Origin of the sequence: Streptomyces sp. NPDC021224 (assembly GCF_044332905.1) — a bacterium.
Classification (GTDB): domain Bacteria; phylum Actinomycetota; class Actinomycetes; order Streptomycetales; family Streptomycetaceae; genus Actinacidiphila.
In genome coordinates, this window is sequence record NZ_JBIRPW010000003.1 from 380,442 (window position 1) to 395,584 (window position 15,143).

Annotated in this window: 13 protein-coding genes; 9 read left to right on the top strand and 4 right to left on the bottom strand. The window is 76.3% G+C overall.

The window, feature by feature from the left end:
* Window positions 1–98: 98 nt before the first annotated feature.
* A complete protein-coding gene (locus ACH4PY_RS10130; protein ID WP_398178417.1) occupies window positions 99–1,184 on the bottom strand; it encodes a DUF2637 domain-containing protein in 1,086 nt (361 codons plus the stop codon).
* 190 nt (window positions 1,185–1,374) lie between these two features.
* Window positions 1,375–2,190: an iron-sulfur protein gene (locus ACH4PY_RS10135; RefSeq protein WP_398178420.1), complete on the bottom strand. Its 816-nt coding sequence runs from the start codon at window positions 2,188–2,190 to the stop codon at window positions 1,375–1,377.
* A gap of 169 nt (window positions 2,191–2,359) precedes the next feature.
* Here ACH4PY_RS10135 and ACH4PY_RS10140 point away from each other — a divergent pair, with 169 nt between their 5' ends.
* From ACH4PY_RS10140 to ACH4PY_RS10170, 7 genes are all read left to right on the top strand, one after another.
* Window positions 2,360–3,028 (top strand): GntR family transcriptional regulator, encoded by a 669-nt coding sequence (locus tag ACH4PY_RS10140; protein WP_398178423.1) that lies wholly within the window; start codon window positions 2,360–2,362, stop codon window positions 3,026–3,028.
* Between the two features lie 254 nt (window positions 3,029–3,282).
* A complete protein-coding gene (locus tag ACH4PY_RS10145) occupies window positions 3,283–5,004 on the top strand; it encodes a protein kinase (RefSeq protein WP_398178426.1) in 1,722 nt (573 codons plus the stop codon).
* Between the two features lie 127 nt (window positions 5,005–5,131).
* A complete protein-coding gene (locus tag ACH4PY_RS10150; protein WP_398178429.1) occupies window positions 5,132–6,181 on the top strand; it encodes a 3-oxoacyl-ACP synthase III family protein in 1,050 nt (349 codons plus the stop codon).
* Window positions 6,178–6,918 carry a glycosyltransferase family A protein gene (locus ACH4PY_RS10155; RefSeq protein WP_398178432.1) on the top strand — a complete coding sequence of 247 codons (741 nt, stop codon included), beginning with the start codon at window positions 6,178–6,180 and terminating at the stop codon, window positions 6,916–6,918. Before ACH4PY_RS10150 ends, ACH4PY_RS10155 begins: the two co-directional genes overlap by 4 nt.
* 320 nt (window positions 6,919–7,238) lie before the next feature.
* Window positions 7,239–8,708 (top strand): AMP-binding protein, encoded by a 1,470-nt coding sequence (locus tag ACH4PY_RS10160; protein WP_398178435.1) that lies wholly within the window; start codon window positions 7,239–7,241, stop codon window positions 8,706–8,708.
* Window positions 8,701–9,774 (top strand): cytochrome P450, encoded by a 1,074-nt coding sequence (locus ACH4PY_RS10165; RefSeq protein ID WP_398178438.1) that lies wholly within the window; start codon window positions 8,701–8,703, stop codon window positions 9,772–9,774. Before ACH4PY_RS10160 ends, ACH4PY_RS10165 begins: the two co-directional genes overlap by 8 nt.
* Window positions 9,771–10,670, top strand: a complete 900-nt coding sequence (locus ACH4PY_RS10170) for an NAD-dependent epimerase/dehydratase family protein (RefSeq protein WP_398178440.1) — start codon at window positions 9,771–9,773, stop codon at window positions 10,668–10,670. Before ACH4PY_RS10165 ends, ACH4PY_RS10170 begins: the two co-directional genes overlap by 4 nt.
* 235 nt (window positions 10,671–10,905) lie before the next feature.
* On the opposite strand, the gene ACH4PY_RS10175 is transcribed toward ACH4PY_RS10170, so the two are convergent.
* Window positions 10,906–11,652 (bottom strand): hypothetical protein, encoded by a 747-nt coding sequence (locus tag ACH4PY_RS10175; RefSeq protein WP_398178443.1) that lies wholly within the window; start codon window positions 11,650–11,652, stop codon window positions 10,906–10,908.
* A 207-nt stretch (window positions 11,653–11,859) separates the two neighbouring features.
* On the bottom strand, window positions 11,860–13,512 hold the full coding sequence (locus ACH4PY_RS10180) for a PucR family transcriptional regulator (protein ID WP_398178446.1): 1,653 nt from the start codon (window positions 13,510–13,512) through the stop codon (window positions 11,860–11,862).
* A 276-nt stretch (window positions 13,513–13,788) separates the two neighbouring features.
* Between ACH4PY_RS10180 and ACH4PY_RS10185 the strand changes: the two genes are divergently transcribed.
* Window positions 13,789–14,676 (top strand): FAD binding domain-containing protein, encoded by an 888-nt coding sequence (locus ACH4PY_RS10185; RefSeq protein ID WP_398178449.1) that lies wholly within the window; start codon window positions 13,789–13,791, stop codon window positions 14,674–14,676.
* A complete protein-coding gene (locus ACH4PY_RS10190) occupies window positions 14,667–15,143 on the top strand; it encodes a (2Fe-2S)-binding protein (RefSeq protein WP_398178452.1) in 477 nt (158 codons plus the stop codon). The genes ACH4PY_RS10185 and ACH4PY_RS10190 overlap by 10 nt, the downstream gene beginning before the upstream one ends.

The following is a 15,143-nucleotide window of genomic DNA, read 5'->3' on the forward strand; positions in this document are numbered from 1 at the left end:
GTGAGCGATCCGCGGGGTCCGCCCGCAGAAGCAGCGGGACCGCGTACGGGCGGCCAGTGCCCGTACGCGGTCCCGCGCGGTCCTCGGTGCTGCGGCGGTCAGCCGAACTGCCGCTCCATCTCGGCCAGTTTGCGCTCCAGCGAGTCCAGCCGCGGCAGCGTCATGGTGTCGTCCTCGGCCGTCAGGTCGATCGGAAAGGACCCGGCGGCCGCCGCCTTTCCGGCGCCCTCCGCGGCCTCGTCGCGCACCGGCTGGAGCGCGGGCAGCGCCCGGACGGGGAGGTCGGACGAGGCCGAGCCGGAACCGGTTATGGCGGGCTCCGAGGAGGCCTCGGCCGCACCGGCCAGGCTCGTCGCGGGCAGCTCCATCGGCACCTGGCGGCCGCCACCGCCGCGCGGCCAGGAACGGCCCTGCCGGCTCAGCGCCTTGATCTTGGCCCGCTCCAGCCGGTCGTGCTCGCGGCGGCGCAGCTGGTTGTTCTCGCGCTGCCGCTTGTCCTCGCGGACCTCCTCGACCGCCTCGTCGAGCGAGCGGACGCCCTCCAGCAGCATCAGCGACCACGCGGCGAAGGTCTCGCGCGGGGCGCGCAGCCAGCGCACCATGCGGATCTGCGGCAGCGGGCGCGGCACGAGGCCCTGCTCGCGCAGCGCCGCCCGGCGGGTCTGCTTCAGGGCGCGGTCGAAGAGAACCGCGGCCGACAGCGACATGCCGGCGAAGAACTGCGGCGCGCCGGCGTGGCCCATGCCGCGCGGCGCGTGCACCCAGTTGAACCAGGCCGCGGCGCCCGCGAACAGCCACACCAGCATGCGCGAGCCCAGTGCCGCGTCACCGTGGCTGGCCTCCCGCACCGCCAGCACGGAGCAGAACATCGCCGCCCCGTCCAGGCCGAACGGCACCAGGTACTCCCACCCGCCGGTCAGGTTCAGGTTCTCCCGGCCGAAGCCCACCAGGCCGTGGAAGGAGAGCGCGGCCGCGACCGCGGCGCAGCAGAACAGCAGTACGTACGACGCGCTGCCGTAGACCGCCTCCTTGCGGCGGCGGCGCTCCTCGCTGCGCTCCCAGGAGTCCGCGGGCTTGTTCTCCGCGTTCTGCGTGCGGCGGGTGCGGAACACGACCGCGCACGCCGCGAGCACGACCAGGCCTACGATGCCCGAGAGCACCCAGTCCAGCGATATGTCTCTCATATGCGTTTCCTAGAGTCGCTTCCCGTCGCGCTCGGGCCGCGGGACGGCGTACGACCGACATCTTTGCGAAGAGCGCGGGTGAGTGCAGACGTTATGGCACAAGAGTCCCGGCGAAATCCCGTGAAGAGGGACGTTTGCTCGAACTCGCGTGCCAGAGCAGTCTAGTTGAGCGAGATCGTAGCGCGGCCCGTCAGGCCGCCGCCGCGCGGCGCCCGATCCGGTCGGAAGCGGTCGCGCGCGGGCACGAAACGCAACTCTGCTCGGGGCTGACGGTGTAGAAGAGGCAGCAGGTGAGCCGGTCGCGCGCGCAACCGTCCGCGGGCGCGCCCCCGTTGCCCGCGAGGGACGCGGTACGGAAGCCCGCGCCGCCCGCGAACGGGGCGGTGCCGCCCGGCAGCAGCCCGGTCAGCTCCGCGGCGGCACGCTCCTGCTCGCCCAGCAACCCCGCGATGTAGTACAGGCCTTCGGTGATCTCGTCGGTCGCCATCGCCCACAGTGCGCGCGGCCCGCGCCGCATACGCGGCCCGAACGCGTCCAGCAGCGGCGCCAGATGCTCGGCCACCGCCACCCGCAGCTCGTCGCGCAGCGCCGCCTCGTCCGGCACCGTACGCGCCCCCGGCAGGTCCGCCGCCGGGTCGTCCGGCAGGCAGGCGAAGGCGCCGGTGCGTACGGTCATGGCGCCCGTCGCGCGGTGGAAGGACACCTCCGCGACCGGCAGCCGCGGCACCCGGCGGTGCAGGAACCACGGCACCGTGAAGAGCAGGCACGCGGGCCAGGCGTAGCGGTGCAGGGCGAGCGCGGCCGCGACGTGCGGGCGCGGCGGGCGGCCGTACTCGCGCGTCAGCTCCTCGGTGTCCTGCCCGGTGAAGGCGTCCAGGGCCGCGCCGCCCGCCGCCAGCTCCGCCGCCCCGACCCAGCCGCCGCCGGAGCGCGGCGCACCCTCGGCGACCCGCAGGCCGGGGAAGGCCGCGGCGAGCCGGGCGTAAGCGGTGCTGGTCACGGACATGCGGGGGCCCTCCGGGGAGCCGAAGATCAGCAAAGGTGAGCCTTACCTTACCCTGCGGGAACGGCGATTATGCTCACCGCAGTACGCCATAGGGGTGACCCAGGGGGCGCGCGGTATCCCAGCCGGGCGGTCCGGCCACAACGACGGGACGGGAGAGGTGGAGCGGCTGATGGAGGCTTCAGCGTCCCTGCGGGACGGCGCCCACGGCCGGGCGCCGCTGCCCGAGCCGCGGCGGATGCCCGAGCGGCACTCCGTACGCGGGCAGGTGCTCGCCGAGCTGCGGGCCGCGCTGCTCACCGCCGAGCTGCCGCCGGGCTCGGTGCACTCCGCGCCCGCGCTCGCCGCGCGCTACGGCGTTTCGGCCACGCCCGTCCGGGAGGCCATGCAGCTGCTCGCCCAGGAGGGCGCCCTGGAGGTGCTGCCCAACCGCGGCTTCCGGGTGACCCGCAGCACACCCGCCGACCTCGCGGAGATCGCGCAGGTGCGGATGCTGGTCGAGATACCCGTCGTGCAGTCGCTGGCCCGCAGCGTCCCGGCCGCCCGCTGGGCCGAGCTGCGGCCGCTCGCCGACGCCGCGCAGGCCGCCGCCGCGTCCGGCGACCGCGCCGGGTACGCCGAGGCCGACCGGGCCTTCCACCGCGCGCTGCTGCGGCACATGGGCAACACCCACCTGCTCGACGTCGCCGACGGCCTGCACCGCCGCGCCCAGTGGCCCACCGAGGGCCCGCGCCCCGACCTGCGCGCCCACGCCGCGCACCACCACGCCCTGCTCGACGCGCTCGCCACCGGCGCCCCGACCGAGCCGCTGCTGCGCACCCACCTCGCCGCCTGCCCCTGAGCCCGCCGCCTGAGCCGCTGTCTGAGCCCGCCGCCCGAGCCCGTCGCCCCGGTGGGCGAGCCCGGCGCGGCCCCCCTGACCTGCGGCGCAAGGGTGCACCGGGGGAATTCCGTCCTCCGGGTGGCAGTGCGGCCATTGGCCGGGGAACGGCCACCGGCGGCCCTTCCGCCGCACTACAGTCGTCCCGTCGGCGACGGATGCGTTCCGTGGGCCGATCTGTCGGGTTCATGAGGTTCGTCGGGGTGGGGGGCGTCGTGACCGGTGCGGACACGTCTCAGCGGATCGGTCCGGAGACGGAACCGGACCGCTACCGGCTGGTCCGCTCGCTCGGCAGGGGCGGCGAGGCGCTGCTCTTCCTCGCCGAACTCGAACTCGCCGGGCAGACCGAGCCGGTCGTCCTCAAGGTCTTCGACACCGCCGCCACCGTGAACCAGGAGGAGTTCGAGCGGATCGGCCGCCGCTGGAAGGAGCAGGCGGAACTGCTGCGCTTCGTGCACCGCCCCGGCGTCGTCGGCGTGCGCGAGTACTTCGAGGCCCAGCCCGTCCACCGCCCCGGCGAGGCCGCCACGGTGAGCGGCCGCGCCCTCGTCCTGGTGCTTAACTACGTGGACGGGCTCGACCTGCGCGACTGGCGCGCCGCGCGCGACCCCGCGGACGGCGCGGATCGGCAGGAGGTCGCCCACGTCCTCGCCCAGCTCGCCGAGACGCTCGACTTCCTGCACTCCGGACTCGCCACCCCCTCGCGCCGGCTCGTCGTGCACGGCGACCTCTCGCCCGGCAACGTCATGGTCGACGAGCGCGGCCGGACCACCCTCGTCGACTTCGGGCTCAGCAAGCTCACCGCCGAAGGCAGCACCGCCCAGGTGTGGTTCACCCCCGGATACGCCGCGCCCGAGGTCTTCGAGGGCAAGCGGACCCCCGCCACCGACCGCTACGCCTTCGGCGGCCTCGCCTACTTCCTGCTCAGCGGCCAGCCGCCGCCGGTCGTCCCCGACCAGCTGGCGCACGCCCTCGGCGCCCTCCCGCAGCTCGCGGCGCTGCCCACGGACACCCGCGAACAGCTGTGCGCCATCGCCGCGGCCGACCCGGAGCGGCGGCCCCGGGAGCTGACGGCGTGGGTCGCGGAGCTGCGCCGGTCCGTCGGGAGCACGCCCTCGCCCGAGGCGCAGACGCTGCGCGCGGTTCCGCCCGCCGCCGGGTCCGCTTCCGCGGGGCCCGCCGCCTCGCCGTACGCGCCGCCGCCCTCCGCGTACCCGGCCGCGCCCGCGGCGCCGCCCCGGCCGACCGAGCCCTACCGGCCGGGCACACTGCTCCAGCCCGGCCCGCCCCCGGCCCGGTCCCGGGGGCCGCGCGGGGCGCTGGTCGCGTTCGCCGTCCTCGCCGCGGTCATCGCGGTCTCCCTCGTCGCCTACCTCGTCACCGACCACGGGTCCGGCGGCGGGTCCGCCAAGGACCGGGACACCCCGCAGCCCGGTTCCACGGGCACCACGAGCCCGGCGCCGTCCTCCGCCCCCGCGGCGGCCCCGGGCACCGAACCCACCACCGAGCCGCCCACGACGACGCCGTCCACCCTGTCCCTGACGGATCTCCAGCCCGTCGCCCGCGACCCGGACGGCTCCCTGGAGAACGGCAGCGGAACCGTCGACACCACCCCCTACCCCGAGGCGCTCGTCGTCGACAACGGGCGGACGGCCCGCTGCGGGGGATCGGTCTCCTACAACCTGGGACGCGACTGGAACCGCCTCACCATGGTCGCCGGGATCGACGACGACTCCTCCGACATCGCCGCGAAAGTCACGCTCTACGTCGACGACCAGCAGGTGTACACCGAAGAGGTCGACGTCGGCCGTCCCGCCTCGATCGACGTCCCCGTGACCGGCGGCCTGCGGCTGACCATCGTCTTCTCCGACACCGAGCCCAACCCCCACTGCCTGATGGGCGATCTCGTCCTCGGCGCCCCGACCCTCAGGCGGTGAGAGCGCCCAGGGGCCCCCACGCCGGGTGCGTACGCGGCTCGGCGTTGTCCGCAAGGAGGCCGTGGCGTAAGGCGATTGAGTACGCGTACTCAGGCAAGATGTTCGAATCGGCTCATAGCATCGCGGCATGGCAACGGACCTCCAGACCACCGCGCCCCGCGCGGGCGTCGCACCCCGCGCGATACGGGCGGGCATCACCGCGGCAGCCGCATGGCTGCCCGAACGGAGCGTCAGCTCAGCCGAGTTGCAGGAGCGGATCAGCGCGGCGGCCGGACTGCGGCTGCCGCCCCGGATGGTCGAGCGGGCCACCGGGATCGCCACCCGCCGCGCCGCCGGGGAGGGCGAGTACGCCTCGACCCTCGCCGTCCGCGCGGCCCGCACCGCACTCGCCCGCGCGGACCTGGCACCCGGCGACCTCGACCTCCTGGTCTTCGCCTCCGCCACCCGCGACGTCGTCGAACCCGCCACCGCCCACATCGTCCAGGCCGAACTCGGCTCCAGCGCCCACGCGCTGGACGTCACCAACGCCTGCAACAGCTTCGTCAACGGCATCGACACCGCCCGTGCGATGATCCTCGCCGGACGCGCCCGCCGCGCCCTCGTCGTCACCGGCGAGACCCCCAGCCGCGCCGTACGGCACTCCCCGTCCGGCCCCGACCAGCTCAAGGACGGCTTCGCGGGCTACACCTTCGGTGACGCCGGAGCCGCCGTCGTCGTCGAACCCGTCGCACGCGGCGGCATCCTCGACGTCGACACCGAGACCCGCTCCGAACACTGGCCGCTCGGCGGCATCTTCGGCGGCGGCTCGCGCCACCCGCGCGGCGACGAGCACACCTACTTCCACGGCGACGGCCGCCAACTGCGCACCGTCTTCGAACGGTTCGGCATGCGCGTGCTCGACCGCATGCGCGAGCGCACCGGACTGGAATGGGACGACTTCCGGTACGTCCTCGTCCACCAGGTCACCCTGCCCTACCTCGACCGCTTCGTGGAACTCACCGGGGTGCCGCGCGACCGGCTCGTCGTCACCGTCCCCGAACTCGGCAACATGGCCAGCGCCACCCTCGGCGTCCAGCTCGACCGCGTCCACGCCGGGCTCGCCCCCGGCGACCGGGTGCTCTTCGTCGGACTCGGCGGCGGCGCCAGCGTCATGTCGATGGTCTGGGAGAAGGCATGAGCGCGCTGTGGGTCGTCGTCCCCGCCCACCAGGAGGCCGCGCGCATCAGCGGCACACTCGAAGCGCTCGCCGCGCAACGCGACCGCGACTTCACCCTCGTCGTCGTCGACAACGCCTCCACGGACGGCACATCCGCGCTCGCCTGCGACTTCGCCCGCTGGGCGCCCTTCCCCGTGCACGTCATCGACGAGCCCGACAAGGGCGTCGGCTGCGCCGTCGACACCGGATTCCGCTACGCGATACGCAGCGGGGCCACGCTACTCGCCCGCACCGACGCGGACTGCCTGCCCCGGCCCGACTGGACCGCCGCGGCACGCGACGCGCTCGCGCACGGCGCGGGGCTCGTCTGCGGCCGCATCGACGCGCGCCGCGACGAGCACGGGGCGCTCGGGCGCGCGGCCTTCCGCGGGCTCGTGCGCGCCGCCGCGCTCTTCGGCCGGCTCCGCCCCGCGCACCGCCGCAGCCACGGCTACCTCGCGCCCTACCGCATGCACGCCGGCAACAACATGGCCGTCACCGCGGCGCTGTACGAGGCGGTGGGGGGCATGCCGAGGCGTCCGTCGCCGACGGATCGCCTCTTCCTCAACCGGGTGCGGCGGCACACCGCGTCGATCGTGCACGCCCGGGGCATGGTCGTGGAGAACTCCACGCGGCGGCTGCGGGCGTACGGGGTGGTGGGGACGGCGCGCTGGTACCTGGACCGCGGGGCGGGGGTGCGGGGGGAGGATCCGCGGTGAGGTGCGGTTGCGCTTGGGGGTGGGTGGTGCGGTTTGTCGTGCGACCCTCTGCCGGTGGGGGCTGAGCGCGCAGTTCTCCCCCAGGCTCCGCCTGGGAGGTGCCCCCACGCGCCCCTGTCGCGGCGCGCCGCGGGTGGGGCGGGGGCCGCCACGGGGCACCTCCTCGGAATGCGCGTTCGGCCTCTTGCCGTGTTGGTGAGGGACTGACAAGCGCATTCCTGCGGGGGCACCCCGCACCGTCCCCCTCCGGGGCGGATGGGCGGCTGCCTGTCGGTGGGGGTGTTGTTCGAACTCGGCTTCGTCATAGGGGGAATCGGATCGTGCTGGACGAACTCGCGCGGGGGCTGCGCAAGGCGCCGGAGAGGCCTGCCGTGTTGCGGGGTGTGCGGACTGCCGTCACCCGGGGGGAGCTGGGTGATCTCGCCGACCGGTACGCGCGGGCGCTGCACGCGCGGGGGGTCGGGGTGGGCGGGACGGTCGGGGTCGCCGTGCGGCCGGGGCCGCGGGCGCTCGCGGTGCTGCTGGCCGTGCACCGGCTCGGGGCGCGCGGGGCGGTGCTGGATCCGGGGGCCGGGCCCGATGTGCTGCGGGCCCGGCTGGCGCTCGCGCGGCCCGATGTCGTGCTCGCGGACGCGACGGCGCAGGCGGTGGCCGGGTGGGCGCGTCCGCTCGCCCGGCGGGCGCAGCTCGCGCTGCCGGACCTGGCGGAGCTGGGGCCCGTCGCCACCGTCGGGCCGCGGCTGCCGGGCTGTGCGGCCGCGCTGGACGCGGGGGTGCGGTCGGGCGTCCTGCCGCGGGCCGTGGACGGGGACGGTGACGCCGCGATCGTCTTCACCTCCGGGACGACGTCGCGGCCACGGGCCGTCGTCCACACCCGGGCCTCGCTGGCCGCCGGGATGCGGACCGTCGCCGATCTCGTCCGGCCCGCGCCGGACCGGCCCGTGCTCGGCGGGACCTTCTTCGTCCTCGTCCCCTCCCTCGCCTCCGGCGCACCCGTCGCCCTGCCCGCACGCTCACCGCGTGCGCTGGCCCGCCAGTTGCGGCGACTCAAGCCACAGGCGACGTATCTGACGCCGCCTCAGCTGCGGCGGGTGCTCGCGGAGGGCGCCGCCTTCACCGGCCGGGTGTGGACGGGCTCCGCCCCCGCGAGCGCCGAACTCCTCACCCGCGTCCGGCGGGCGGGCGCCGACGAGGCGTGGGGTGTCTACGCGCTCACCGAACTCTTCCCGGCCGCCGCGGTCGAGCAGGCGGAGAAAGCCGCGTACGGGGGCCCCGGGGACCTCGTCGGCGCCCCGCTGCCCGGCGTACGCGCCCGTACGGACGACGGCGGCCAGTTGCTGCTGGCCGGTCCGGCGGCGCGGGACCGCTACCTGGGCGAGGCGGCGGAGGAGTGGGTCGCGACCGGCGACCGGGGCGGTGCGGACGGGGGCGGCCGGATCGTCCTGGAGGGGCGGGTGAAGGACATGGTGCTGCGCGACGCGGAGAACATCTACCCGGGGCTGTACGAGCCCGCGCTGCACGTGGCCGGGGTGGAACTGGCCCTGCTGGTGGGCGTGCCCGCGGAGGACGGGGACGAGCGGCTGGTCGCCGTCGTCCAGCCCGTCGCGGGTGTGGATGCGCGGGAGGTGCGGGCGGCGCTGGCGGCTCCGCTCGCCCGGATGGGCGCCGCGCGGCCGGACGCGGTGGTCCTGGCGGACGTCCCGCTGGGGGGCCGCTCGCGCAAACCGGACCGCGCGGCGGCGGCCCGGCTGGCGGCGGACCGCCTCCGAGGAGGGGGATCGCGTGGGTGAAGGGGCCGCACGGCGGTTCGACCGGCGGGTGTACGGCAGGGCTCATCCCGTGCTGTTCGCCCTGCTCGCGGGGGTGCGGAGGAGGGAGGTCGTCCGGCTGGGGAGCACCGTGGTGGTGAACGCGGCCGGGCCGTACCGGGAAGCCCTCACCCGGATCCCGCTCGATCGCGCCGCGGCCGGTACCACGGGCGGTGCGGTGCGGGAACTCGGCTCCGGCGGGGGCCTGTTCGACGAGGAGGGCGGCGAACACCGGGGCAGCCGCCGCGCCGTCGCGGAGGGGCTCGGGGCCGCGGGAGTGGAGCGGCTGCGGCCCGTGTGGCGTGCGGTCCTGGACCGCCGGATCGCCCCGCTCGCCGCGGGCCGGGACGTGGATCTCGTGCCGCTGGCCCGCGAGTTGGCGGGCGCCACGGTGTGCGCGCTGCTCGGGGTGACGGCGCCGCCGGAGGCCGTCGCGGAGGCGGCGGGCGCGGCGGCCGCGGCTGCGGTACGGGCCGAACTGCCCGGCCCGCGGCGCCCGTTCGCGGCGCGGCGGGCCGCGGAGGCCGCGAAGGAGCTGGCGTCGCTGGTGGGGCCCGGAGGGCTGCCGGGGGTGCTCGCCGTGGCCGGGGTGAACACGACGGTCGCGGCGGTGCCGCGGGCCGCGGCATGGTGCGCGCGGGCGGGATGGTGGGGGTACGCGGCGGACGCGGACAGCCGGGCCGCGCTCGTGGGCGAACTGCTGCGGGTGACCGCCCCGTCGCCGGTGCTGCCGCGGGTGGCCGCCGCGGACGCGGAGCTGGGCGGGTGCCCGGTGCGCCGCGGGGACCGCCTCGTCCTGGTCGCCCGGCACGCCGTACGGGCCCACCGGACGCCGCCGGACGTGCGCCACCCGGCGCCGCCCGCGCTCGCGCACCTGGTCTTCGGGGCCGGGAGCCACGCGTGCCCGGGGGCGCGGCTGGCACGGGAGCAGCTCGACGACGTGCTCGCCGCGCTCGCGCCGTACCGTCCCGTCGTCGTACGGGCCCGGGTGGACCGGCGGGCCGCGCTGCCCGGCTGGCGGACCCTCGTCGTACGGGCGGGCCGGTGACCACCGTCGCCGTGACGGGCGCGAGCGGCTTCTGCGGCGGATACGTCGCGGCGCGGGCGGCGGCGCGGGGCGCCCGCGTGTTGTGCGTCGGACGCCGTCCGGGGCCGGTCGGGCGGCACGTCCCGTGGGACGCGGCGCGGGAGGTGCCGGACCTGGGCGGCGCGGACGTCGTCGTCCACTGCGCGGCGGCCGTCGGCGACCCCGTACCGGGCTCGGCCGCGGAGGCCGCCATGCACGCGGTCAACGTCGCGGGCACCGCCCGGCTGCTGCGGGCCGCCGCCGGGCGGCCCCTGGTGTGGGTGAGCAGCGCCAGCGTCTACGCGCCCGTCGCACGGTCGGGCGTCCCGGTCGCGGAGGACCATCCGGTGCGCGACCAGCTCAACGCGTACGGCCGCACGAAAGCGGCGGGCGAGGCGCTGGCCCTCGCGGCGGGCGCGGTCGTGCTGCGGCCCCGCGCGGTGTACGGCGCGGGGGATCCGCACCTCGTGCCACGGCTGCTGGCCCGCGTCCGCGGGGGAGTGCTGCTGCTGCCCGGCTCCGACGTGCGGCTCAGCCTCACGGCGGTGGAGAACCTGGCGGAGGCCTGCCTTGCCGCTGCCGCGTGGGCGCCCGGGGCGTACAACATCGCCGACGCGGGCGCGTACGGGCGGGACGCGGCGGTGGGGTTCGTGCTCGGTGTCCACGGTGTACGGGCGAGGGTGCGGCACGTGCCCGTGCCTCTCGCCGGGCTGGCGGCGCGGGCGACCGAAGCGGTGGGCCGTGTCCGGCCCGGGCGGGAGCCCTCGCTGACCCGCTACGCGGTGGACCAGCTCGCCCGCGGGGTCGTCCTCGACATCTCCCGCGCCCGGTCCCAGGGCTGGACCCCCACCCGCACACTGGCCTCCTACACGGGATGAGCCCCAGCCCTCCGGGCTGCCTCGTGCGGTCCGTGCCGGGATCTCCCGCCGTGGGTGGCTGGCCGCGCAGTTCCCCGCGCCCCTGGTTTGTCAGCCTGCGCGGCATGCGCAGGCCGTTACCGTTTCGGGCACCCGTTTTTCAGGGCGCGTGGGGCACCTCCCGGGCGGAGCCGGGGGGAGAACCGCGCGACAAGCCCACCGTTAGGGGCAGCCCGGGGCGTCCCCCGGCGCAAGCTCAGCGCAGGGACGGGGCCAGCCAGGTGGGGATCGCGCCCAGGAGGGTGAAGAGGCGGGTTGCTTCGGCACGGAGGGGGGCGGCCTCGTCGTCGGGGGAGACCTCGGCGAGGGAGAGGAGTGCGGGGGCGGTGCCGACGAGGTGGCCGAGGGTCACCCGGAGGCGGAGGGATTCGGCGAATCCGTGCCGGGCCTCGGCGATGTCGCCGTCCGCCGCGGCGAGTCCGGCGAGGTGGCGCCAGGTGAAGGACGTCAGGAAGGTGTTGCCGTGCGCGACCGCCCCGGCGTGGGCGCGGCGGTAGGCGGCGCGCGCGGCGGCGGGGTTGGCGGCGATGTGTTCGGCGACGAGGCCGCGGCGGAAGTCGAGCAGCGGGCGGCCCGGCGAGCTGGGCGACAGCAGCGCGGCGCTGCGGCCGAACGCGGAGCGGGCCTCGTCGGCGCGGTCGCGGACGTGGTGGAGGGTGGCGCCGTAGGCGAGGTAGCCGCGTTCGGAGGCGGCGGCGCCGCGTTCCTCGTCGGTGCCGGCCATCGCTTCGGCGACGCGCAGTGCGTCCTCGGCCTCGGCCCAGCCGTCGAGGTGGTAGAAGCAGCCTTCGATGAGGATCTCCGCGCGCTGCCGTGCGGCTCCCGGGTCGTTGGCGCAGTGCGGTGCGAGCAGCGCCGCGGCTTCCGCCCAGCAGCCGCGGGCGCGCAGCCGCCAGACGTCCGGTGTTCCGACCACAGATTCCGACAGGGCGGTTTCCGCCACTTCTCCCCCAAGCGCGTCGTCGAGCCAGTGCGAGTTGTGCGTGCCGTGCAGCAGTGCAGGAACGTGGACGTCCGCGCCGACCCCCCGTGGTGCGGTATCGGGTTCATGTGTCCGGCAGTTGTCCGCGTGCCTGCCGGTGGCCGAAGTTCAGCACGCGGCGGGGGCTTCCGCCAAGGGGTCGGAGATCACATCTTGTGAACGGGATCACTAGCTCATCCGGAGTGCCAGGAAGAAATCCAGCTTGTCCTCGAGACGGGACAGGTCACGGCCCGTCAGCTGCTCGATGCGGGTGATGCGGTACCGCAGCGTGTTGACGTGCAGGTGCAGCCGGGTGGCGCAGCGGGTCCAGGAGCCGTCGCAGTCGAGGAAGGCCTCCAGGGTGGTGATGAGGTCGGAGCGGTGCCGCCGGTCGTAGGCGCGCAGCGGGTCGAGGAGGCGGGCGGTGAAGGCGCGGCGGACGTCGTCGGGGACGAAGGGCAGCAGCAGGACGTGCGAGGCGAGTTCCTCGTGCCCGGCGACGGAGACGGTGCCGGGGCGGGCGGCGGCGACCCGGCGGGCGTGCCGGGCCTCCTCCAGGGCGCCGCGCAGGCCTTCGGGGGAGGAGACGGCGGCGCTGACGCCCGCGGTGAGCCGGCCCCCGTCGCCGAGGCCGCGGGCGAGCGGGCCGCGCAGCAGGGCGTGCAGGGAGTCGGCGGTGAGCGGGTCGTGGGGGCCGCCGGGTTCGCCGGGGGCGTGCGCGGCTCCGGTGAGCGGGACGAGCGCCATGGCCTGGCCCTCGGCGTGGGCGACGGCGACGCGTCCGGGTCCGCCGTCGGCGGGGCCGGCCAGTACCTCTTCGAGCAGCGCCTGCGCGGCGGGCCCGGCGGCGGGGCCACCGCCGGGCCAGTCGACGGCGGCGACGACGATCTGCCAGTAGGTCGGGCCCTCGGCGCCGGGGGCGAGGACGGGGGCGGCGGCGCGCAGCCGGGCGCCGGTCTCGGCGGGGGCGCCGCCGCCCGCGACGAGGTCGAAGATCTCCCCGGCCAGCCGCCGTCCGACGGCCCGGGCGCCGTCGCGCCGGTCGCGTTCGACGGCGATCAGCTGGGTGACGCCGCGCAGCAGGTCGAGCCGTTCGTCGGGCCAGTCGCCCGCGTCGGCCTCGACGGCGAGGAACCAGTCGGTGAGCACCCGGGCGCGGGGGTCGGTGTCGGCGGCTCCGCCGCGTACCGGGAAGAGGGAGTACGTCCGGCCCTGCACCGCGATGCGGTAGGGCCCGCGGCGGCCGGTGCGGGCGGCGGCCTGCTGGGCTCCGGCGAGTTCGGCGCCCAGGTGCGGGGGCAGCGGGCGGCCGGGCCCGGCGATCTCCCGCCCGGTGGCGGACAGCACCCACGCCCGCAGGTCGAGGTCGCTGCCGAGCAGGTCGAGGACGGCGTCCGGGCCGCCGCCCGCGGGGCCGGAGGACATCAGCCGCCGGTGGCGTTCGACGACGGCCGCGAGGTCTCCGGCGCGCTCGCCGGAGACCTGCCGGGCGACGTACTCGGTGATGGTGGCGAACGCGACCCGCTCGTCGACGGCGAGCAGCGGCAGCCGGTGCCGGGCGCACGCCTCGACGAGGTCGTCGGGGACCCCGCGCAGCTCGGCCTCGCCGACGGCGAGCGCGGCGACCCCGGCGGCCGCCAGCAGCCGGACGAACGCCTCGCTGTCGGCGGGGGTGTGCCGCCAGGTCAGCCCGGTGAGCACCAGTTCGCTGCCGCTGAGGTAGCGGCTGGGGTCGCGCAGGTCCGTGGTCATCACGCCGCGGACGGTGCGGTCCAGTTCGGCCTCGCCGCCCAGCAGCCGCAGGCCGAGGGTTCCGGTGTCGAGGAGCGCGCGCAGCCGCATCGTGGTCGCCCTGTCCTGTCGTGCTCGGTCCGGTGCCGTGCCGCCGCGGGGCCCGCGGGTGGCCGGCCGGCGTCCGGTGTGGCCGGTGGGAAACCGTGAGGTTTCCGCACGGTCTCTTTCAGAGGAATCTACAAGACGGGGGGTGTGGCCAGCCAAGCGCTTCATGGTTTCGGTGACTGCACCCGGACGGCCCAGCCGCCGTGTACTGGGCGTACGCAGCGTGTAACAGGACAGGAAGAGCCGCCGCCCGCGCCGAGACGAAGAGTGAGGCACCGCATGGACTTCCTGCGCCCTGCCAGCTGGCAGGAGGCGCTCGCCGCCAAGGCCGCGCACCCCGAGGCCGTGCCGCTCGCGGGCGGCACCGACGTGATGGTCGAGATCACCTACGACCACCGCAGGCCGCGGCAGCTGCTGGATCTCGGCCGGATCGCCGAGCTGGCCCGCTGGGAGAGCGCCGGGCCGGACGTACGGCTCGGCGCCACCGTCCCGTACGCCCAGGTCATCGACCACCTGGCGGGCGAGCTGCCGGGCCTGGCGCTCGCCAGCCGTACGGTCGCCTCGCCGCAGATCCGCAACCGCGGCGGGGTCGGCGGCAACCTGGGCACCGCCTCGCCCGCGGGCGACGCCCACCCGGCGCTGCTCGCGGCGGGCGCGCGGGTCGAGGCGGAGTCGGTGCGGGGGCGGCGGATGATCCCCATCGACGACTTCTACACCGGCGTCAAGCGCAACGCGCTCGCGCCCGACGAGCTGATCCGCGCCGTGCACGTGACCAGGGCGACCGGCCCGCAGCAGTTCTCCAAGGTCGGCACGCGCAACGCGATGGTGATCGCGGTGTGCGCCTTCGGCATCGCCCTGCACCCGGACACCCGCACCGTCCGCACCGGCATCGGCTCGGCCGCGCCGACCCCGGTCCGCGCCCGTACCGCCGAGGAGTTCCTGGCCGCGGTGCTCGACGAGGAGGGGCTGTGGGACAGCGGCCGGCCCGTACCGCCTTCCGCGGCCGGGGAGTTCGCCGCCCTGGTGGCCGCAGCCGCGAGCCCGATCGACGACGTGCGCGGCACCGCCACGTACCGCAGGCACGCGCTGGGCGTGCTCGCCCGGCGCACCCTGGAATGGACCTGGCGGCAGTACCGCGACGAGAGGGGGAGCAGGACATGCGCGTGACGTTCACCGTCAACGGCCGCCGCCGGCAGGCCGACGACGTCTGGGAGGGCGAGAGCCTGCTGTACGTGCTGCGTGAGCGGCTCGGCCTGCCGGGCGCCAAGAACGCCTGCGAGCAGGGCGAGTGCGGCTCGTGCACGGTGCGCCTGGACGGCGTCCTGGTGTGCTCCTGCCTGGTCGCGGCGGGGCAGGCCGAGGGCCGCCGGGTCGACACCGTCGAGGGGCTGGCCGGACCGGACGGCGAACTCGCTCCCGTGCAGCAGGCGTTCGTGGACGCGGGCGCCGTGCAGTGCGGCTTCTGCACGCCGGGCCTGCTGGTCGCCGCCGACGAGCTGCTGGAGCGCAACCCCTCGCCGTCGGACGCCGACATCCGCGAGGCGCTGTCGGGCAACCTGTGCCGCTGCACGGGCTACGAGAAGATCCTCGACGCGGTCCGCCTCGCGGCCGCCCGTACCGGACAGGCCGGGTGA

Coding starts and splice junctions, on each gene's coding strand:
- ACH4PY_RS10135 (WP_398178420.1), bottom strand. CDS start 2,190: ATGTCCGTGACCAGCACCGCTTACGCCCGGCTCGCCGCGGCCTTCCCC.
- ACH4PY_RS10150 (WP_398178429.1), top strand. CDS start 5,132: ATGGCAACGGACCTCCAGACCACCGCGCCCCGCGCGGGCGTCGCACCC.
- ACH4PY_RS10155 (WP_398178432.1), top strand. CDS start 6,178: ATGAGCGCGCTGTGGGTCGTCGTCCCCGCCCACCAGGAGGCCGCGCGC.
- ACH4PY_RS10180 (WP_398178446.1), bottom strand. CDS start 13,512: ATGCGGCTGCGCGCGCTCCTCGACACCGGAACCCTCGGCCTGCGGCTG.
- ACH4PY_RS10185 (WP_398178449.1), top strand. CDS start 13,789: ATGGACTTCCTGCGCCCTGCCAGCTGGCAGGAGGCGCTCGCCGCCAAG.
- ACH4PY_RS10130 (WP_398178417.1), bottom strand. CDS start 1,184: ATGAGAGACATATCGCTGGACTGGGTGCTCTCGGGCATCGTAGGCCTG.
- ACH4PY_RS10140 (WP_398178423.1), top strand. CDS start 2,360: ATGGAGGCTTCAGCGTCCCTGCGGGACGGCGCCCACGGCCGGGCGCCG.
- ACH4PY_RS10190 (WP_398178452.1), top strand. CDS start 14,667: ATGCGCGTGACGTTCACCGTCAACGGCCGCCGCCGGCAGGCCGACGAC.